General features: G+C 32.7%; 18 protein-coding genes. 9 read left to right on the top strand and 9 right to left on the bottom strand.

The features are described from left to right. Nucleotides 1–618, bottom strand: a complete 618-nt coding sequence (locus DMA14_RS07215) for a hypothetical protein (protein WP_111424089.1) — start codon at nt 616–618, stop codon at nt 1–3. Between the two features lie 210 nt (nt 619–828). Here DMA14_RS07215 and DMA14_RS07210 point away from each other — a divergent pair, with 210 nt between their 5' ends. Continuing rightward, nucleotides 829–2175, top strand: coding sequence for a DEAD/DEAH box helicase (locus DMA14_RS07210; RefSeq protein WP_111424088.1), 1347 nt, complete (start codon nt 829–831; stop codon nt 2173–2175). 145 nt (nt 2176–2320) lie between these two features. On the opposite strand, the gene DMA14_RS07205 is transcribed toward DMA14_RS07210, so the two are convergent. After that, entirely contained in the window at nt 2321–3433 is a 1113-nt protein-coding gene (locus tag DMA14_RS07205; protein ID WP_111424087.1) for a lactonase family protein, read from the bottom strand. A 253-nt stretch (nt 3434–3686) separates the two neighbouring features. On the opposite strand from DMA14_RS07205, the gene DMA14_RS07200 reads away from it, so the two are divergent. From DMA14_RS07200 to DMA14_RS07180, 5 genes are all read left to right on the top strand, one after another. Then, on the top strand, nt 3687–5615 hold the full coding sequence (locus DMA14_RS07200) for a BatA domain-containing protein (protein ID WP_111424086.1): 1929 nt from the start codon (nt 3687–3689) through the stop codon (nt 5613–5615). 157 nt (nt 5616–5772) lie between these two features. Continuing rightward, nucleotides 5773–7023, top strand: coding sequence for a dihydroorotase (locus DMA14_RS07195; RefSeq protein WP_111424085.1), 1251 nt, complete (start codon nt 5773–5775; stop codon nt 7021–7023). Between the two features lie 4 nt (nt 7024–7027). Continuing rightward, nucleotides 7028–7357, top strand: a complete 330-nt coding sequence (locus DMA14_RS07190; protein WP_111424084.1) for a hypothetical protein — start codon at nt 7028–7030, stop codon at nt 7355–7357. A gap of 107 nt (nt 7358–7464) precedes the next feature. Beyond that, a complete protein-coding gene (locus DMA14_RS07185) occupies nt 7465–8109 on the top strand; it encodes an alpha/beta hydrolase (RefSeq protein WP_111424083.1) in 645 nt (214 codons plus the stop codon). Nucleotides 8110–8144: 35 nt separating this feature from the next. Continuing rightward, nucleotides 8145–8714, top strand: a complete 570-nt coding sequence (locus tag DMA14_RS07180) for a cysteine hydrolase family protein (protein WP_111424082.1) — start codon at nt 8145–8147, stop codon at nt 8712–8714. A gap of 128 nt (nt 8715–8842) precedes the next feature. Here the strand turns inward: DMA14_RS07180 and DMA14_RS07175 are convergent, their stop codons facing one another. From DMA14_RS07175 to DMA14_RS07165, 3 genes are read right to left on the bottom strand one after another with little or no spacing between them, the layout of a single operon-like run. After that, nucleotides 8843–9271, bottom strand: a complete 429-nt coding sequence (locus DMA14_RS07175; protein WP_238989927.1) for a hypothetical protein — start codon at nt 9269–9271, stop codon at nt 8843–8845. Between the two features lie 47 nt (nt 9272–9318). Further along, nucleotides 9319–9822, bottom strand: a complete 504-nt coding sequence (locus DMA14_RS07170) for a hypothetical protein (protein WP_111424081.1) — start codon at nt 9820–9822, stop codon at nt 9319–9321. A 12-nt stretch (nt 9823–9834) separates the two neighbouring features. After that, complete coding sequence (locus DMA14_RS07165; protein ID WP_111424080.1) at nt 9835–10599, bottom strand: MBL fold metallo-hydrolase; 765 nt, start codon at nt 10597–10599, stop codon at nt 9835–9837. Between the two features lie 90 nt (nt 10600–10689). On the opposite strand from DMA14_RS07165, the gene DMA14_RS07160 reads away from it, so the two are divergent. Further along, the gene (locus DMA14_RS07160) at nt 10690–12153 is read left to right on the top strand and encodes a TonB-dependent receptor (RefSeq protein WP_111424079.1); all 1464 of its coding nucleotides are present in this window, start codon (nt 10690–10692) and stop codon (nt 12151–12153) included. A gap of 306 nt (nt 12154–12459) precedes the next feature. Here DMA14_RS07160 and bcp read toward each other — a convergent pair whose 3' ends face one another. After that, nucleotides 12460–12912 (bottom strand): thioredoxin-dependent thiol peroxidase, encoded by a 453-nt coding sequence (gene bcp, locus DMA14_RS07155; protein WP_111424078.1) that lies wholly within the window; start codon nt 12910–12912, stop codon nt 12460–12462. Between the two features lie 280 nt (nt 12913–13192). Here bcp and DMA14_RS07150 point away from each other — a divergent pair, with 280 nt between their 5' ends. Further along, nucleotides 13193–13855, top strand: coding sequence for an endonuclease III domain-containing protein (locus DMA14_RS07150; protein ID WP_111424077.1), 663 nt, complete (start codon nt 13193–13195; stop codon nt 13853–13855). Nucleotides 13856–13914: 59 nt separating this feature from the next. On the opposite strand, the gene DMA14_RS07145 is transcribed toward DMA14_RS07150, so the two are convergent. Together DMA14_RS07145 and DMA14_RS07140 are read right to left on the bottom strand one after the other, a co-directional pair. After that, nucleotides 13915–14979, bottom strand: coding sequence for a tetratricopeptide repeat protein (locus tag DMA14_RS07145; protein WP_111424076.1), 1065 nt, complete (start codon nt 14977–14979; stop codon nt 13915–13917). 744 nt (nt 14980–15723) lie between these two features. Next, nucleotides 15724–16308 (bottom strand): RNA polymerase sigma factor, encoded by a 585-nt coding sequence (locus tag DMA14_RS07140; RefSeq protein WP_111378620.1) that lies wholly within the window; start codon nt 16306–16308, stop codon nt 15724–15726. Between the two features lie 524 nt (nt 16309–16832). On the opposite strand from DMA14_RS07140, the gene uvrA reads away from it, so the two are divergent. Further along, complete coding sequence (gene uvrA / locus DMA14_RS07135) at nt 16833–19628, top strand: excinuclease ABC subunit UvrA (RefSeq protein ID WP_111424075.1); 2796 nt, start codon at nt 16833–16835, stop codon at nt 19626–19628. Between the two features lie 92 nt (nt 19629–19720). Here the strand turns inward: uvrA and DMA14_RS07130 are convergent, their stop codons facing one another. Continuing rightward, nucleotides 19721–19969, bottom strand: coding sequence for a hypothetical protein (locus DMA14_RS07130; protein ID WP_236940403.1), 249 nt, complete (start codon nt 19967–19969; stop codon nt 19721–19723). Nucleotides 19970–20087: the final 118 nt, after the last annotated feature.

Genomic DNA, 20087 nt, shown 5'->3' with positions numbered 1-20087 from the left:
CTATTTCAAGTACTCTAAATGCAAATAGTTCCAGTCTAAAAAAACTTCTTTCCCTGAATCAGCTTTCCAGCCTTCAGAGTTTAGATATTTATATATAAAATCATATTCAATCCATAGAGTTTCATCTCCTAATTTCGAATTTTTAAGTTCTTCAATGGTCGAAGTAGAGACTCCAAAATTGTCGGCTACATAATTAGACTTCCTTATAAGTACATTATTTTCAATAACTCCTTCATAAAAATATTTTTCGTAGTAAGACAATTCTAGTTGCCCATTTTTAAATTTCGCCAATCTTCCTTCACCAACAGTGGACTGATAATAAACTAACAAAACCTCAGTTTTCAGATTTTTTGAAATTCGTTTTAATATCTCATCAAAAAAATATAATCCGTTCTGAAAGTCTAGCTCCACTTCAACCCAATCTTTGGTTAGATTTTGGGAAACTATTAATGTTAGGTTTTGACCTTCAAAAGAATTTTCTTCATGCGGTAGGTTATAAAACCACCATTTATTAGTTTCAAGCCATATTTCTCTACCAATTGGCAAGTATTTCTTTAATTCTTGTACTATAACTTCAATATTATCACACTTAATACTTGTTTGTGAAAATGTTCCCATCTTATTTATTTCGTATTCGTCTTTTACTTTCTTTTCAAAAATATTAAAAAATCCCGCTACCCTTTTAGTTTATCCGATGCTTTTAAGCACAAATAAAAACATTTTAAAAACTGAAAATCAAACAATTAAACAAACAAAATTTTAGATGATTCGAAAAATCTTGTGTTCTAACCATCATTTTAACGTACATTTGCACAAAATTTAAAGCAAATGAGTACTTTCGAAAAATTTAATCTTCCAAAATCATTACAAAAAGCTGTTGACGAATTAGGATTTGTTACGCCTACTCCTATTCAAGAAAAATCTTTTTCTGTAATCATGTCTGGACGTGATATGATGGGAATTGCACAAACCGGAACCGGTAAAACATTTGCTTATTTACTGCCTCTTTTAAAGCTTTATAAATTTACTCATACCAATACGCCAAAAATTGTAATTCTTGTTCCAACACGTGAATTAGTAGTTCAGGTGGTTGAAGAAGTAGAAAAATTAACCACATATATGTCGGTTAAAACTTTAGGAATTTATGGTGGTGTAAACATCAATACACAAAAGAAAGCCGTTTACGAAGGTGTAGACATTTTAGTTGGAACTCCTGGACGTACAATGGATTTAGCGCTTGACGCTGTTGTTCGTTTTGACGAAACACAAAAACTGGTTATTGACGAGTTTGACGAAATGCTGAATTTAGGTTTCAGACCACAGCTTACTTCGCTTTTTGCAATGATGAAAACCAAACGTCAAAATATTCTATTCTCGGCAACGATGACAGATGAAGTTGATGATTTATTGAATGATTATTTTGATTTTCCTGAAGAAGTGACATTAGCACCATCGGGAACTCCTCTTGAGAAAATTACTCAGATTACTTATAATGTTCCGAATTTCAATACCAAAGTAAATCTTTTAAAACACTTACTAGAAACGGACGAAAGCATGAGTCGTATTCTAGTTTTCGTAAACAACAAAAAGATTTCAGATATGCTTTTCAATCGTATTGATGAACTTTTTGATGGACAATTTGGTGTAATTCACTCGAATAAATCTCAGAATTACCGTTTGAGTACGATGGCTGAGTTTCAGGAAGGAAATCTTCGCGGTTTAATTACAACCGACGTTATGGCAAGAGGTTTGGATATTTCTAACATTACTCACGTAATTAACTTTGAACTTCCAGAAGAACCAGAATTGTATATGCACAGAATTGGACGTACAGGTCGTGCAGATGCAACAGGAACTGCAATTAGTTTTGTTACTCCAAGAGAAGAAGAATTCAAAATTGCAACAGAACTTTTAATGGATCAAGAGCTTGAAGTAGCTGATTTTCCTGAAGAAGTTGAAATCTCAGAAAAACTTATTGAAGCTGAAAAAGATAGATTGCCAAGAAAGTTTTTATTGAAAAAACCAAAACTAGAAGGTGACGGCGCTTTTCACGAAAAATCTAAAAAGAATCAGAAAATCAATCTTGGTGGGCCTTCAAAAACAAAAAAGAAAACTCATGGTTCTGTCAACAGAAATATGTTGAAGACGAGAAATGAGAAGAAAAAGAAAAAATAACTTTTTTTTTTTAGATGCTAAGCTACTAAGTTGCTAAGGTTCTAATTTTTTATATGACATTAAAAAAGGGTAAAGATTCTTTTGAATCTTTACCCTTTTTTTAACCTTAGAAGCTTAGCATCTCAGCACCTTAGAACCTTTTTAACTAAATTTTCGTAAACAAAAGCCCCACTGGCGAACACATCTGAATTCTTCTGCCAGTATCTATCAATTTTCCTGTTGTGATATCTCGTTTAAAAATAACTATATCATTAGTATATTGATGTCCTACTAAAAGGTAATTTCCTGTTGGATCAATTGCAAAATCACGTGGGCCTTTTCCTAAAGTGCTTTGCTGTTCTACCAATTCCAAACTACCTGTTTTAGAAATTTTGTAAACTGAAATAGCATTAGCATCTACACGATCAGTAACATACAAAAAGTTTCCATCTGGCGAAAGTTTGATTGCCGCTGCTCCTGTTCCTCCTTTAAAATCTTTCGGAAGAATACTCGTTTCAGCAACTATTTTTAAACTTCCAGTTTTATCCCAGCTTAAAGTTGTTAAAGTTCCATCCAATTCCTGAACCAAATACACAAATTTTCCATCTTTACTGAAAGTCAAGTGTCTTGGTCCGCTTCCTGGTTTTACATCAACACTTCCTTTTAAAGTCAAAATTTCATTTTTTGCAGTTGGATTGTATTTGTAAATAAACACTTTATCCAAACCTAAATCATTTGACAATACAAACTTTTTGTCTGGAGAAAACATAACCATGTGCACGTGCGCCTTTTCCTGACGTGCCACATTTGGTCCCTTTCCTTCATGCTGAACCAGCTGCTGCGCCTCAGTAATGCTTCCATCTGGATTTTTCTTAAAAACAGCAATACTTCCGCCAGAATAATTGGCAGCAATTACATTTTTATCATCATTTATTAAATGGCAAGGATCAGCTCCTAAAGCATCATTTTTATTTAAAAGACTAATTTTTCCAGATTGCGAATCATACGAAAAAGAACTTACTGTACTTTGCGTCCCGTTTTCGTTTACAGCATAGATAAATTTATTATCTGCAGAAACCGATAAATAACTCGGACTGACAACACTCTCTGATGATTTTTTTAACTTATAATCGCCTGTAGAAGCATCAAATTCATATACATAAATACCGTTGCTCTGGCAAGTATTAGTATAAGTTCCTACCAGTAAATTGAATTTGTTTTGAGCTTTAACCGCGGTTAATGATAAAGCTGAAAATAATACTAGGTATATTTTTTTCATAGTTTATTTTTGTTTTTTGAATTAGCTAAAATAAGTAATAATATCTGTTTGAAGGAGCTTCTAAGTTACAAAGAAATTACAAAAGTTACATTTTTTTGATATTCTTTCACTACCTGATTGCCCATTAATACATTTTCAATTTATAATTTACAATTCATAATTCTCCTACTTATATGGTTTAATAATTTTAATTTGTATTTTTGACCAGCATCTTCGCGAAAAACAAAACGTAGTGAAGTAAATCGAAGCCAGAATGCATTTTAAACATCCCGAAATTCTATACTTTCTGTTTTTATTGATCGTTCCAATTTTGGTTCACTTATTTCAATTAAGACGATTTAAAACTTCCTATTTTACCAACGTTCGATTTTTAAAAGAGCTTGCTATTCAGACTCGTAAAAGTTCTAAAATTAAAAAACGTCTATTATTAGCGACACGTTTATTATTGCTTACCTGTGCTATTATTGCCTTTGCACAACCTTTTTTTGAAGCCGCCGACAGTAAGAACGCGTCAAATGAGATGTATATTGTATTGGACAATTCTTTCAGTATGCAAGCAAAAGGCAAAAAAGGAGAATTACTGAAAAGAGCCGTTCAGGAATTGCTCGAAAACACTCCCGAAAACACTCAATTTTCACTTTTAACCAACACCGAAAACTATTGGAATACCGATATTAAATCATCTAAAAGTGCTTTACAAAACTTAAAATACAGCGCTTCTCCTTTTGATCTTTCGGCAATTACAGCCAAAATAAAAGCACACAAATCGGCTCATAAAAAAGATATTGTCATTATTACTGATGCTGTTGGTTTGAAAGAGGCAGCTATTAAAAGTTTAGATTTTGAAGAAAAACCATACTTTATCGTTCCAGAAGCAGAACAGAAAAATAATGTTTCAATTGACAGCGTTTACATCAATCAGACTTTAGAAAACTTCTACGAAATTGGCATTAATTTATCAGCTTATGGTGAAGATTTCAAACCTGTCTCAACGGCTCTTTACAATCAAAACAAATTGATTGCGAAGACCATTGTTAATTTTGACACGAAGAAAAAGACAATCAATTTTACTATTCCAAAAGAAGCTTTCCATGGATATGTAACAATTGAAGATAATGGACTGACTTACGACAACAAATTGTTTTTCAGTATTTCAAAAAACAAAAAAACAAACGTTATCAGCATTGGCGAACCTGAAAAAAGCAATTTCTTATCGAGAATTTATACTTCAGCAGAATTCAACTATAACAATTACCCAATCGGTTCTTTGGATTATAATAGTTTAGAAAAACAAAATACTATTATCTTAAATGAATTGGTTGATATTCCGCAAGCACTGCAAACCACTTTGAAAGCTTTTGTTTCTAAAGGCGGAAATTTAGTTGTCATTCCGTCTGAGAAAACTTCTCTTTCTAGCTTAAATGCATTATTGGGGAATTTCGGAAAAATTCAATTTGGAAATTTAGAAACCAACAGTAAATTAATCACTAAAATTAATTTTGATCATCCTTTATTTTCGGGCGTCTTTGAAAACAAAATAACCAACTTTCAATATCCAAAAGTAAATAGTTCATTTGCCGTTTCAAGTTCTTATCCTGCCGTTCTTTCGTTTGAAGATCAGACTGCTTTTGTAACCGCTGTTCAAAATCAGGTTTCTGGAATAACGGTTTTTACAGCACCTATCAATAGTGCAAACTCTAATTTTCAGCAATCACCTTTAATCGTTCCATTATTTTACAAAATTGCTCAAAACAATCAGAAAACTGGTGTAAACGCTTTAACAATTGGAAACAATCAGCCTTATTTTGTTGATGTTCTTTTGACTAAAGATGCTATTTTGGAAGTGAAAGGAACAGACGATTCGTTTATTCCAATTCAGCAGATTTTGAACAACAAAGTCAAATTAACGTTTAATGATTTTCCTGAAACAGCTGGAAATTACAGCATTTTTGACAAAAAAGAATGGGTTGAAAATATCAGTTTTAACTACAAAAGAACCGAAAGCGATTTGAGTCAAGTAAACACGAATATAGTTTCAGATTTCAAAACTGCCGACACAATTTCGACCATTTTCAATACGTTACAAACAGAAAGAACAGACAGCCAAATTTGGAAATGGTTTGTTATCTTTGCACTGTTATTTTTAGCATTAGAAATGGCAATTATAAAATTTGTAAAATGATTTTTTTTCACCATTAAGGCGTTAAGATTATTAAGTTTTTCCTTTATGATCTTATTCTAAATGCCCAGAAAATTAAGTTTCTCGCTTTATGAACTTAATTTCTTAATGGTAGTAAATAAAAAACATTTAATGTTTTAATAAAATAAATATCCAAAATATGAAACTAATCATCAAAAGCGCCAAAATTATCGACTCAAAAAGTCCGTTTCACAATCAGACCGTTGATCTTTTAATTGCAGATGGTGTAATAGAAAAAATAGGAGTTTCTCTTCCAAATGATGATGCAGAAGTAGTACGATTTGAAAATCTTCATGTTTCTCAAGGCTGGTTTGACAGCAGTGTCTCACTGGGCGAGCCAGGCTATGAAGACAGAGAAACTATCGCAAACGGACTGAACGTGGCAGCAAAAAGCGGATTCACAGCAATCGCATTACAGCCGAATTCGTTGCCAATTATTGACAATCAATCTCAGGTGAATTTTGTAAAAAACAAAGCAAATGGTTCTGCTACAGAAATTTTCCCAATCGGTGCTTTAACTAAAGCTAGTGAAGGAAAAGATATGGCAGAGCTTTTTGACATGAAAAACTCAGGAGCAATCGCTTTTGGAGATTATAACAAAAGCATCGACAACGCTAACATCCTGAAAATTGCTTTACAGTATGTACAAGATTTTGACGGATTGGTAATTGCCTACTCTCAAGATCCAAACATTAAAGGAAATGGAGTTGCTAATGAAGGCATTGTTTCTACAAGATTAGGTTTGAAAGGAATTCCGAACTTAGCCGAAGAACTTCAAATTTCTAGAAACTTATTTTTATTGGAATACACTGGCGGAAAACTTCATATTCCGACAATTTCTACTGCAAAATCGGTTGAATTAATCAGAGAAGCTAAAGCAAAAGGTTTAAATGTTACTGCAAGTGTTTCGATTCATCATTTAGTTTTAACGGATGAAAAACTAGACGGATTTGACACTCGTTTTAAAGTTACACCTCCATTAAGAACAGAAGTTGACAGACAAGCTTTACTAAACGGAATTGCAGACGGAACTATCGACATGATTACTTCTGACCACAATCCTATTGATATTGAATTCAAAAAAATGGAATTTGATACAGCTAAAAATGGAACAATTGGTTTAGAAAGTGCTTTCGGAGCTTTATTAACGGTTTTACCTGTTGAAACCGTTGTTTCTAAATTAACGGCTGCCAGAAATGTTTTTGGTTTAGAAAGCAATATTATTGAAGAAGGTGCAAAAGCAAACCTAACTTTGTTTACAACAGAAGGAAAATCAACTTTTACAAAAGAAAACATTCTTTCAAAATCTAAAAATTCTGCTTTCTTAGGAACTGAACTTAAAGGTTCTGTGTACGGAATTTTAAATCAAAATCAATTAGTTACAAAATAACACAATGAATAATAATTCAGTCGAAGAAGGAAAACCAATTGCTATTACGAGTTACATTCTTATTATTGGTGTTTTAATCGCCATGAGCATGAACTCTGAGAACAAAAACAGTTTTGCTTCTTTTCATATCCGTCAATCTCTAGGGTTATCTCTAACCTTCATTTCTTTCGGAGCTATCATCAGCAATTTTGACAGCTTTTTTATCACTTTCCCAATGTGGATTTGCATTTCAATTCTTTGGACTTTTGGAATTTTTAATGCTATTCAAGGGCAAATGAGACCAATTCCTTTAGTTGGGGATTTGTTTCAAAAATGGTTTAAAAAAATTGGTTAATTTTTAAAATTCCAAGTTTTAAAATCCAAATTCAAAAACGAGAAGTCTCAAAACTTTGACAAAGCTCAAGCTGAACACTAGAAATCTGAACACTGAACACTAAAAAAATGAATCTATCTTTAGAATATAAAATAAGAGAACCAAAAGTAATTTTAGATAAAAATCCGTTGTTGCTTTTATTGCATGGATATGGCAGCAATGAAGCCGATTTATTCTCTTTTGCTTCTGAACTTCCAGATAACTATTATATCATTTCTGCAAGAGCGCCTTACGATTTACAATATGGTGCTTATGCTTGGTATGCTATCAATTTTGATGCAGATCAAAACAAATTTTCAGACAATGAACAAGCTAAAACTTCAAGAGATGTAATTGCTACTTTTATTGATGAATTAGCAGCAAATTATCCAATTGATACTAATGATGTCACTTTAATTGGATTTAGCCAAGGATCTATTTTAAGTTATGCAACCGCGCTTTCTTATCCTGAAAAAATTCAGAGAGTTGTGGCAATGAGTGGTTATTTTAATGAAGAAATCATCAAAGAAGGTTTTGAAAACAATAATTTCAAAAACTTAAAATTTTTCGCATCACACGGAACTGTAGACCAAGTTATTCCAATTGAATGGGCAAGAAAAACACCCGCTGCTTTAGAAAAATTAAATATTCCGCTTACTTATAAAGAATATCCTGTTGGGCATGGAGTTGCTCCTCAGAATTTCTTTGATTTTAGGAATTGGTTGCTTAGTTAGTTTTCAGTCGCAGTTTACACTAAATCCTTTATAAAATGAGCATTTCAAAACTTGATAATCCCGCTTTAATTTTAATTGATATCCAAAAAGGTTTTCATGACGTTGCTTACTGGGGCGGAGATCGAAATAATGTTGATGCAGAGCAAAAATCTGGCGAACTTTTGGAAATTTGGAGAGCCAAAAAACTGCCTATTTTTCACGTTCAGCACTGTTCTTCAAATCCAAATTCGATTTTAAACGAAACAAATCCTGGAAATGAATTTCAAGATGTAGTAAAACCTCTTGAAGGAGAAACAGTAATCAAAAAGAATGTCAATAGCGCTTTTATTGGAACAAATTTAAAAGAGCTTCTTGACAATGCCAAAATTACTGATTTGGTAATTGTTGGTTTAACAACAGATCATTGTGTTTCTACCACAACTAGAATGGCTGGAAATTTCGGTTACAATGTTTATCTGGTTTCTGATGCTACAGCTACTTTCAATAAAAAAGGCTTAAACGGAGAAGATTTCTCTGCCGAATTAATACATCAAACTGCTTTAGCAAGTTTAAACGAAGAATTTGCTCAGATTGTAGATTCTGAGTTTATTAAAGAGATTATTTAGTATTCAGTCGCAGTCGCAGTTTTCAGTCTTGAATCATGAAAAAAACTTGGTCAAAGTTTGAAACTTTGACAAAGTTCTAAACTGAAAACTGGAACTGAATACTGCGACTGAACACTAAATACTGAACACTATTCTCCCGTATAAAGTATCTTCCCTGATTTTTTCAGAACATAGCCTTTCCAAGGAATTAACTGCCAATCGCCGTTAACCCAAGAATCACCTTCTGATTTTCTTTCAAGAATAATGGATTCCTTTTGAGTATCTAAAAAAAGTTCTGCTTTATTTCCATCAAAAATTACATAGGAAACAGTAGAGTACTTTTTTCCATCTTCAGCGTGATTTAGCCTTGTGCTATTTTCAAAAACTCGGATACATTCTTTTTTCAGAACTGACCAAGTGTAGCCTGCTGAAGCTTTACAGCCATGAGAATCAGAATCTCCTCCTACAACAGCTTCTTTTTTAGGTTCTTTTGGAGTTGTGCTGGTATTTTCTTGAGAAATTTTCTTTCCGCAAGAAATTGCACTTGCCATAATCAAAAACAAAAATATCTTTTTCATAATCCTAAATTTATTTAAAGGTCAAAAAAAAATAGGATTATAAAATCCTATTTTTGATATAACCAAGTTTGATTTACTTCAAAGGTAATATTATCGTCGTTATCAACAAAGTATTTTAACAAGACTTCTCCCCATAATTCACCATTACTATAATCTGCAATGATCCAACGGTGGTTTAAAATTTTTACTTTATTGATGATAAATTTATTCGGTCCAATCTGATCTTGTCCCGTATAAGGATTCCCTTTTGGATTTGAATTGAAATCTAGTAGTTTTTCAGTCACAACTGGAATCAATTTTTCATACAAAATCACTTTCCCGCCAGAAGCACTGTTATCAAAGTAGTTTTGTGCATTTTCGTTATGTTCTAAAGAAAAATAATCTGCTTCTGCCAACTTATTTTTCATAAGACTAATGCTGTCTCTTAGTTTCTTAGTTGTTTTATCATATCTATTTTCTGCAAATTTCACCTCTCCGCTATAAAACGAATATGTGAAGACATTCATTAAAATGGCAAGAATAAAAAGATAAAGCATTAAGGATTTTTTCATTGTGTGGTATAATTAAATTGTAATTTCTAAATTGTCGTATGCCAGAAAAACATTTGCCGGAAGTTGTTTCTGCACTTCTTCATGAAAGCCTAAAACATGACTTATATGGGTTAAATAAGCTCTTTCAGGTTTAACTAGATCAATAAAATCAAGCGCTTCTTGAAGATTAAAATGAGTATCGTGAGGTTCAACTCGCAAAGCATTTACAACCAAAACTTTTATTCCTTTCAGTTTTTCAACTTCAGCTTGTTCGATCGTTTTTACATCGGTTAAATAGGCAAAATCCTCTATTCTGTATCCAAAAACCTGTAAATCGCCATGCATAGCATTTATCGGAATTGCCATTTTATCTCCAACAGCAAAAGGCGCATTGTTTTGCACTTCGATTGTTTTTACACTTGGAGCTCCCGGGTATTTATTTACTGTTTCAAAAACGTAATCAAAACGGCGTCTCAGATTATCTAAAACACGTTTGTGTCCATAAATAGGAATTTCTCCTTGTCTGAAATTAAACGGACGAATATCATCTAAACCAGCAGTGTGATCGGAATGTTCGTGTGTAAAAAGAATCGCATCGAGTTTTCGGCATCCGCATGAAAGCATCTGCTGCCTGAAATCAGGACCGCAGTCAATGACGTAAGAGTACTCGTCCCATGTTATCCAAATGGATACACGAAGCCTTTTATCCTTAGCATCAGTGCTTTTACAAACTGGATGATCGATTCCGATAATTGGAATACCTTGAGAAGTACCTGTACCTAAAAAATAAACCTTCAATTGAACTTAATTTTTTTACAAAAATAGGATTATTTCTCTTTCATTAGACTCCTAATTTACTAACTTTGTAACAAATCTATTTAAAACAAAATGGGTACAGAAATAAAACTCAAAGGTGACAAGGTCATCGAACAGATTCCTTCTATAAAAGACAAAGCGTTACGCATTAATTTAAACGAAAACATTTACGGAACATTTGCTGAGATTGGCGCTGGACAAGAGACAGTTAGGCATTTTTTTAGATCCGGAGGTTCTTCAGGAACTATTGCAAAAGCGATGTCTGCCTACGATAAAGATTTTAGCGACGCCGTTTATGGTGCTGAAACTGATGGAAGATATGTTACCGAAGAGCGTTTAAAAAAAATGCTTACCCATGAAAGCCAGATTATTGAAGAGCGTTTAAGCAGAGAAAAACACCCAACAAAACTTTTCTTTAGTTACGCTAACACTGTAGCAACTATAGATTTCGCCAAACAGTTTAAAGGTCACGGATGGGTTGGAATTCGTTACCAAATTGAGCCAGATGAAGCTTATAATGAAATTATACTTCATATTCGTTTTAAAGAGACAGATGCAAGATTACAACAAGAGACACTTGGTATTTTAGGAGTTAACTTAATTTACGGTGCTTTTTACAAATACAACGATCCAAAACGATTACTTCGCTACTTATACGATCACTTAGACAAAGATCAATTAGAGATCGATACCATTAACTTTTCTGGACCTCGTTTTGCTGATGTAGACAATCGTTTGATGAGTTTACAATTGGTTAAAAACGGAATGACAGATGCCGTAATGTTTAACCCAGAAGGGAAAAATATTCTTCCGGCTGCTATCTTGTACAAAAAGAACCTTTTGGCTTTAAGAGGAAGTTTCCGTCCTGTTACTAAAGTAAATATGGACATGTACGAGAAATCTTTGGAAATGTTTCTCAAAGAAAATAAGGTTGAAAAAAATAATACGCTAGTAATTTTTGAAATTACACTTTCGAATTTAAGGTCAGATGGGGAAATTGACGAGAGAGACTTTATGGATAGAGCTGAATTGCTTTGTTCTCTTGGTCAAACGGTAATGATTTCGAATTTCCAAGAATACTATAAAGTAGTAGAGTATTTTGCTAATTACACCAAAGCTCGTATGGGATTAGCAATGGGTGTAAATAACCTTGTTGATATTTTTGACGAAAAATACTATCGCCACTTAAGTGGAGGAATCTTAGAGGCTTTCGGAAAATTATTCTATCGTGACATGAAAGTATTCTTATATCCAATGTTAGACGAAGATGGCTCATTGATGAATTCGAACAATTTAAAAGTTCATCCTAGAATGAAAGAATTATACAAATTCTTTAAATTCAATGGAAAAGTGGTTGATATTGAAGATTATGATCCAAATATTCTAGATGTTTTCTCTAGGGAAATTCTAAAAATGATCAATCAAGGTAAAACTGGCTGGGAACCAATGCTTCCTCCTGGTATTCCAGAAATCATAAAAGAACATCATCTTTTTGGGTATCATCCGCAGAAAGAATTAGAACAAAATAAACAATAAAAAAAGTCCCTAAAAAGGGACTTTTTTTTTGTTTCATATTTCAGGTTTTGAACTGATTTTTTTTTCTAACGCAAAGCTCGCAAAGTTTTTTCGCAAAGCTCGCAGAGAAATTATATAGAGCATTGTAAAAGTTTTTTAAGTCCTCAAAGTAGTATTACCTCTATGCTTTGAGGACTTAAAAAAACTTTAATTCAAATTGTAAACCTTTGCGAAACTTTGCAAAAAAACTTTGCGAGCTTTGCGTTAAAATTTTTATTCAGCCCAAAACTTCAAACAAAGAAAACTTGAAACTTGAAACAAAAAAACTTATTTCAAAATCTGAGAAGCGTGTTCTTTTGTTTTTACTTTCTCGATTACTTCTTCGATAATTCCTTTTTCGTTGATTACAAAAGTAGTCCTATGAATTCCGTCGTATTCTCTTCCCATGAATTTCTTTGGTCCCCAAACTCCAAATGCATTAATAACCGATTTATCTTCGTCTGCAATTAGCGGGAAAGGCAATTCGTATTTATCTTTAAACTTAATTTGTGCTTTTGCACTGTCAGCACTAACACCAAGAAGTTCATAATTATTTGCTTGAAAACGGTGAAAATTATCTCTCAAATCACAGGCCTCAGCTGTGCATCCAGGTGTGCTTGCCTTTGGGTAAAAGAAAACAACCAGTTTCTTTCCTGCGTAATCTGCCAGTTTATGTGCTTTTCCGTCTTGATCTGTTCCTGAAAAATTGGGTGCTTTATCTCCTGCTTTTAATGTTGTCATATATTTTTATTTTGCATTGCTGATTTTAGATTATTGACAAAGATAACTTTTAACTCACAACTCTTAACTCATAACTTATAATTCATAACTCTTTTATGCCCCAGATTGAAGTGAAAACCCGGAATTATGATAGCTTAAATTTTTTGTATTTAAAAAGCGACCAACGGAAGCTCTTTTAAATACTTAAAAATGTTGCTAGCATAATGAGGAGTTGAAACGGAAAGCTGGATTAGGCACATCATTAAAATTATACTATTTTTACAGTATTAAAAACACGGAAATGAATAAAGAAGCTCGCGTACAATTTGTTATCGACACCTTAAAAGAACTCTACCCTACTATACCTGTTCCACTTGACCATAAAGATCCTTATACGCTTTTGATAGCTGTTTTATTATCTGCTCAATGTACAGATGTTCGTGTGAATCAGATTACACCGTTGCTTTTTGCAAAAGCTGATAATCCGTATGATATGGTTAAAATGTCGGTGGAGGAAATCAAAGAAATTATTCGTCCGTGCGGTTTATCTCCAATGAAATCAAAAGGGATTCATGGTTTGTCTGAAATTTTAATTGAAAAGCATAATGGCGAAGTTCCTCAAAGTTTTGAAGCTCTTGAGGCTTTACCAGCGGTTGGACATAAAACGGCAAGCGTTGTAATGTCGCAGGCTTTTGGCGTTCCTGCTTTTCCTGTTGACACACATATTCATAGATTGATGTACCGATGGAATTTATCTAACGGTAAAAATGTAGCGCAAACCGAGAAAGATGCTAAAAGATTATTTCCAAGAGAATTATGGAATGACTTGCATTTGCAGATTATTTGGTACGGACGAGAATATTCTCCCGCGCGCGGATGGAATCTTGAAAAAGACATTATTACTAAGACTGTCGGAAAGAAATCTCTAATTGAAGAACTAGAAAAAACAGTTTCAAAAAAATAAGGCACAAAGAAAAACTCTGTGCCTCTGCATCTTTGCAACTTTGTCTCTTTTAACAGAAACTACATTCCCGCTTTTAAAGCATTATATTCAGCTGTCATATCAAGCGATCTATAAACACCTAGCAATGTTTTTGTTGCATCTGGATTTTTCGGTTCTAGTGTAAGCACTTTTTTCAGATATGGAATTGCGCTTCTTGTAATATCATCTTTTCTAGCATTGAGCTTATCGTACTTCTGCATCTCAGCTGGAGTAGTTCCCAATGAAGATATTTCGTCGGCCAAGTCTTTCTTCATTTGCAACTTTAAGTAAGCCAGATTAATATAGGCGTCTACATAATTTGGATTCAATTCTAAAACATAATTATATACCGTTTCGGCTTTAGAATAATCTTTTCGTTCAAGGTACGCATAAGCAAGATTATTATTTACTTCTATTTTTTTAGAAGGCACAGATTCTGTTCTTGGTTTTTCATAGAATCCCTGCTGAATCGCTGATTCTCTAGCTTTTGGCGAAACGAAAGCGTCTTCTTCTTTTGTTTTCTTGTTTGTAGCATAATACAAAACTCCTTTTCCAGAGAAATTAATCTTTTTCAAAAGTTCGTAATAGGTAACGGCTGCGTTGAAATCTTTTGCATTTATAGACGAAGATGCTGCATTATACAAGTTGATAGTATCTTTCTTATCGAATAAATACACTTTATAGCTTTTCTCGGCACTTTCTTTAAATTTTCCGGCATTAAAATCAGCCATTGCTCCATTTACAAGACTGGCTTTCATGTCTTTTAAAGCCATATTAGCTTTAATTGTCCATTTAAATTTACCAGATTCGTTCTCATACAAGAATACATCTTGATATGATTGCGATGCCAACGTAAAATTATTAGCTGCATCTACATTTTTTACAGCCAAATCTTTTAGGACATTTCCTTTTAAGTAGTAATAATCAGATTTGTCTTCATCTGATGCGTTAAGAATAAGGTATTCTGTTTTGGTTAAAATTGCCAAAGCGTCTTGGCTATTTCCTTTATCAAACAAAGACTGTGCTTCTTTAATTTTGTCTTTCTGAGCAAATGCGCCAATACTTATCATTAATAAGCATGACAACATTTTAATGTTCTCTTTCATTTTGCGGTTAAGTTTTGGTGATTAAATGATTTTCTTAGCTTGTTTTGAGGTACAGTAAAAGAGATAATTAAACTGGTTCAAAAATTATCTTTTATTACCATTTTATGAGTAACATTTGCTGGTCCAAATAGTCTCTCAAAAAATCAGATGAACATCAAACTTAACAAAATAAAGCAGGGTAGTTTTTCTTCATAAACAATCTGTTTTGGGGTTAAATATTTAATTTTTAATGTATTATTTTTATAATTCTTAGCTAAAACCAATCTTTCAATACGAATAACACTTGATAAATGCATTTACAACGACTAAAAAACTAGTTTTTTAACTAAAATAGAATTAAAAACTAAACAAACCCATAAAATCCAATCAAAATATTAAATTTTAACAAATAGAGAGAAAAATGCTGTAAAAAACTTATATTTTTTACACAAAATCACAAACAAAAAAAACTCACAACTTGTATAAAATATACAAACTGTGAGTTCTTAAACCAAAACGACCATTTGGTTTGTTTTTTTTTATAAACATCCGACAGGAGCAGTGGGCTGTTTAATTAGCTATAATCTCAAAATTTTTATCGTCAATCTTAACAACAGTTAAGGCTTTCGAATAATTAAGTAAAAAAGAAACGACTTCTTTTTTAGGTTTAAGATTTTTAGAAGCTTGTGCTTTTTTTGAGTAAATTTTCCCCATACTATCAAGAATGTTTTATACTAGTATAACGGGCTAATTATCAAAATAGTATTAGTTGGTTAAAATAATTTGATGTTTATCTATTATTTTTCTCAAATTCATCAGTGCATAACGCATTCTTCCAAGTGCTGTATTGATGCTTACGCCTGTTACTTCTGAGATTTCTTTAAAGCTCATATCTTGGTACATACGCATTACAAGTACCTCTTTTTGATCTTCAGGAAGTTCTTCAATTAGCTTTTTTAAATCAAGTTCTACCTGATCTACAATCATTTTGCCTTCAATTGTAAGCGCATCGTCTGACATTATAGAGAAGATAGAAAATTCTTCTGTTTCTCTATACATTGGCATTTTTTTGGTTTTACGAAAATGATCAACGATTAAGTTATGAGAAATACGCATTACCCAAGGCAAAAATTTACCTTCTTCGTTGTACGAATTGCTTTTTAAAGTTTTAATAACTTTAATAAATGTGTCTTGAAAAATATCATTTGAAATATCTCTATCAGCTATCTTAGAATATATGAATCCATATATCTTAGACTCGTGCCTTTTTATTAATGTTGCTAGAGCAGCTTCACTGCCGTCAACATAATTTTTTACTAATAGAGCGTCTGGAGTATGCAGATCAGCCATAATAACTACTTTTTTTAGTTTTATTTTAAAATTTGGAGTATTTTCTAAAAAGTAGTTTTTTTATATAGGCGTATCTTTTTTGGTTATGTTAATATTGCGACCAAATTTAACAAATTTTACTTTTAAAAAGCAAATAAAATCATTAATTATTATTAGTAAAACTTTTATTAATGTACAATAAACATAAAATTTACCTAAAAAGAGCTAAAAATCCGTAAAACAAAAGCTCTCAAAAAATGTTAAAAAACAAACATAAATAACTTACAATTAGCAAGATAAATTTTAATTACTACATTAAATCTGAATTTAAATTACAATTTTTCCTCTAATAAATAAACAAATACTCGACAATTTTCTAAAAAAAACTTTAAACTGCATCTTTTCACCTTTTAAAAACTGATTTTTTTCTGACAAAAGAGATCCATCAGGAAGCTTTTTTTATGATAAAATAGTTAAGATTTGGAACTAAATCCTTAACTAAATCCAATTCAAAATTGATTACTTTTGTAAAAATTGACTTTTTTATGCAAATTGACCTTTCTAAAATAGATCCAAAATCAAATATTATAATTAAAGGAGCGCAAGTACATAATTTAAAAAATGTAGATGTAGTTATTCCGAGAAATAAACTGGTTGTTATTACAGGTCTTTCAGGATCAGGAAAATCGAGTTTAGCTTTTGATACTTTATATGCCGAAGGACAAAGACGTTATGTAGAAAGTTTGTCGTCTTATGCTCGTCAGTTTTTGGGGCGTTTAGACAAACCGAAAGTAGAATATATTAAAGGTATTGCTCCCGCAATTGCAATTGAGCAAAAAGTAAATACAACCAATGCCCGTTCTACTGTTGGAACTTCTACAGAAATATACGATTACATCAAACTTTTGTTTGCTAGAATTGGGCGCACGTACTCTCCTATTTCTGGACAGGAAGTCAAAAAAAATACGGTTACAGATGTTATCTCTGATGTTAAAAGTCTTCCTCTTGATAGTAGATGGCTTTTGCTTGCTCCTATTCATCTTGAAGAAGGCAGACAGCTTGAAGACAAACTGAAAGTACTTTTACAGCAAGGTTTTGCTCGTATTTTGGTTGATAACGAAATGGTTCGTCTAGATGAATTTTCTGCTTCAGATTTACATCAATTTGATAATAAAGATATTCTACTAATTATTGATCGTATTGTTGTAAAGGATGAAGAAGAATTCTACAATCGTCTAGCCGATGCTGTTCAGACTGCTTTTTTTGAAGGAAAAGGAATCTGCTATCTCCAAGAATTAAATGGCGAAAAAAGATTTTCTTACTCGAATAATTTTGAGCTTGACGGAATGACTTTTCTAGAGCCAAATGTTCATTTATTCAGTTTCAACAATCCATACGGGGCATGTCCTGTTTGTGAGGGCTACGGCAATATAATTGGTATTGATGCCGACCTTGTGGTTCCAAACACTGCATTGTCTATTTATGAAAGTGCCATTTATCCTTGGCGCGGCGAAAGCATGAGCTGGTATAAAGATGAATTGGTAAAACATGCCTACAAATTTGATTTCCCAATTCACAAACCTTATTTCCAATTAACTGAAGAGCAAAAAGATTTAATCTGGACTGGAAATCAATATTTTCAAGGATTGAATGATTTCTTTAGGGAATTAGAAGAAAAAAATTATAAGATTCAAAACCGAGTAATGTTATCACGTTACCGCGGAAAAACCAAATGTTATGCCTGTAAAGGAAAACGCTTACGCGAAGAAGCTTCGTATGTGAAAATCAATGGAAAAACAGTTTCTGATTTGGTTGATTTACCAATTAAACATTTGGTTACATTCTTCAAAAACATCGAATTAAATCAATACGAACAGCAGATTGCCAAACGATTAATGATCGAAATTAATAATCGTTTATCTTTTTTATCTGAAGTTGGTTTAGACTATCTTACCTTAAATAGAAATTCTGCCACTCTTTCTGGAGGTGAATCGCAGCGAATTAACTTGGCTACTTCTCTTGGAAGCAGCTTGGTTGGCTCTATGTATATCCTCGACGAACCAAGTATTGGTCTGCATCCTAAAGATTCTGAAAGATTAATCAAAGTACTGCTTTCTCTTCGTGATCTTGGCAACACGGTAATTGTGGTCGAACATGATGAAGATATCATGAAAGCTGCCGATATGATTATTGATATTGGTCCTGAGGCAGGAACTTTTGGAGGAAAATTGGTTGCTCAAGGAACTTATGATGAAATTCTAAAGTCTGATTCTTTGACAGCGAAATATCTTAATGGAGACTTAGAAATTTCTATTCCAAAGAGAAGAAGAAAATTCAAAAATCATATAGATATTATAGGTGCACGCGAAAACAACTTAAAAAATATTGATGTCACTTTTCCTTTAGATGTTCTAACTGTTGTAACAGGGGTATCTGGAAGTGGGAAAAGTACTTTAATAAAGAAAATTTTGTTTCCTGCCGTTCAGAAAAAATTAGAGAGTGCTGCTGAAAAAGCAGGGCAATTTACCGAGATTTCAGGATCTTTTTCTCACATTAAACATATTGAATACGTTGACCAAAATCCTATTGGGAGAAGCTCTAGATCAAATCCGGTTACCTATATCAAAGCTTATGATGATATTCGTGATTTGTATGCCAAAGAAAAATTGTCAAAAATAAGAGGTTATCAAGCCAAACACTTTTCTTTTAATGTTGACGGTGGACGTTGCGAAACTTGTAAAGGAGAAGGCTCTATAAATGTCGAAATGGTTTTCATGGCCGATGTTTCACTTCCTTGCGAAACCTGCGGAGGAAAACGATTTAAAAAAGAGATTTTAGAAGTTACTTTCGACAATCAAAACATCAATGATATTCTTACGATGACAATTGATGATGCTATTGCTTTTTTCGAAAAAAACAAACAATCTAAAATCACTCAAAAATTGCAGCCTCTGCAAGATGTTGGTTTAGGATATGTTCAATTAGGGCAATCTTCTTCTACTTTATCTGGCGGAGAGGCACAGCGTATTAAGTTGGCTTCTTTCCTTGTAAAAGGTGCAACAAAAGAAAAAGCCTTATTCGTTTTTGACGAACCTACAACTGGTCTGCACTTTCATGACATTAAAAAACTTTTGGCATCGTTTGATGCTTTAATAGAAAAAGGACATTCGATAATTGTAATCGAACATAATCTGGATCTAATTAAATGCGCCGATTGGATACTTGACTTAGGACCTGAAGGTGGAGAAAATGGAGGTCGTTTATTGGCATCTGGAACTCCAGAAGATATTCTAAAAGTAAAAGAATCTGTAACAGGAGTTTATTTAAAAGATAAATTGTAGCACCTCTAGCCGTTTTCAAATAACAAAGCCATAAATACAATTGATTAGTTTGTATTTATGGCTTTATATTTTATTTCTCTTTTTTAATGTTCTTAAGCTACTAAACATCTTTCCTCAAAAGGAAGACCGTCTTCATCAATAGCTACTAAAATCTTTTTCTGTTTTGAAGCCTCAAAAGTGAGATAAAGCCACGCAAATGACCACAAACCTAGAGTTAAACAGAAAATCATAAAATTTAAACTGTGATTCACCACTTTTCCGCCTTTAGATAAGACTGCAAAAAGAAGCTCATCATTTCTTTCTTCTAAAGTAAATCCGTTATGAACTTTGTTTGATATCATATTAGAAAATACTTGCATGCTTTGTTCATGGCTGAGATGATTGTACTTCATAATTACTAATCTACAATTAATTCTGGTTACACTTTTATTCGTAATTTCCTGCAAAAATATTTAATTC

It is taken from the genome of Flavobacterium sharifuzzamanii, assembly GCF_003254585.1.
In the GTDB taxonomy this organism is placed as follows: Bacteria; Bacteroidota; Bacteroidia; order Flavobacteriales; family Flavobacteriaceae; genus Flavobacterium; species Flavobacterium sharifuzzamanii.
This window is presented reverse-complemented; position numbering and strand designations above follow the sequence as displayed.